The sequence below is a fragment of the Limnohabitans sp. Hippo3 genome (assembly GCF_003063665.1).
Taxonomy (GTDB): Bacteria; Pseudomonadota; Gammaproteobacteria; order Burkholderiales; family Burkholderiaceae_C; genus Limnohabitans_A.
Genome location: NZ_NESF01000029.1, coordinates 1 through 1,017, shown reverse-complemented (window position 1 = coordinate 1,017; position 1,017 = coordinate 1). Strand labels below are relative to the sequence as shown.

The 1,017-nt window shown below is 54.8% G+C and carries 1 protein-coding gene; it reads right to left on the bottom strand.

Annotation, left to right across the window (positions count from 1 at the left end; genetic code table 11):
* Positions 1–17: 17 nt before the first annotated feature.
* Positions 18–998, bottom strand: coding sequence for an IS110 family transposase (locus B9Z34_RS14405; RefSeq protein ID WP_108428802.1), 981 nt, complete (start codon positions 996–998; stop codon positions 18–20).
* Between the last annotated feature and the right edge of the window lie 19 nt (positions 999–1,017).

The following is a 1,017-nucleotide window of genomic DNA, read 5'->3' as shown; positions in this document are numbered from 1 at the left end:
AGATACTGTGATGCGTGTCAAGCGCAGTGAAGTGCCGAGTTGAACGGTTTGTTCGACTTGAGCACACCAACAGCCACATGAACGAGCTTGCGCATCATGGCACCAATGATCAGTTTGGGCGGTTTGCCAGCATCAGCCAGCCGCTGTCTGAAGCTTTTGCCCCAGTCCGTTTTGTACAACGCAGCCATCGCGGGCATGTACAAGGCTTTTCGGACAAAGGCGTGACCGACCTTGGACATCCGGGGTTTGCCTTTGACGCTGGAGCCAGACTCGTGTTGCCTGGGATCGAGCCCTACAAAAGCCACTGCCTTGCGTGCATTGTCAAATTGCTCCGCTGAGCCGAAGTAGGCCAACATGATGGCCTGTGTGCGCTCGCCTATCCCGGGGATGCTGTCCAGCAAGTCCCGCTTTTGGCGCAGATCCGGGTGTTTTTCGATGTGGTCTTTGATCAGTTTGGCCAACGCCTTGATCTCGGCATTGAGCCAGTCGATGTGGTTTTTTATTTGCGGCTGCACGGCCGGGTTGGCCACTTGCAGCCGATTGCACTCTTGGGTGAGCATGTTTTGCAGCGCTTCCAAGCGTAGCACCAAGCTGCGCAGGACTCGCTCATGTGGGGCGGCAGCCACCCAAGGTGCAGGCGTGCGCTCTTTGGTGAAGTGGGCGATCAAATTCGCATCGATCTTGTCTGTTTTGGAGCGCATCAGGCGAGAAGCACCGTAAGCCTTGATTTGCGCAGGATTGATGACGCTGACAAGAATGCCCTGGTCACACAGGAATTCGGCCAAGGCCTCCCAATAGATGCCTGTGGCTTCCATGCAAACGTGCAGCTGACTCAGCTCGCCAGAGGGGATGCCGTGGGCATCGAGCCAAGTGAGCAATTGGGCAAAGCCTTGAGCGTTATTGGATAAAACTTTATTGCGAACTTTGCCGTCAGGGCGCAGCAAAGCGCAATCGAACTTTGATTTGGCGATGTCGATGCCAAGAAAGTGTGTGTGCATAAAAACTCGAAAGATCAAC

Excerpts from the sequence above, each read along its gene's own strand:
- B9Z34_RS14405 (WP_108428802.1), bottom strand. The coding sequence starts at position 998 with ATGCACACACACTTTCTTGGCATCGACATCGCCAAATCAAAGTTCGAT.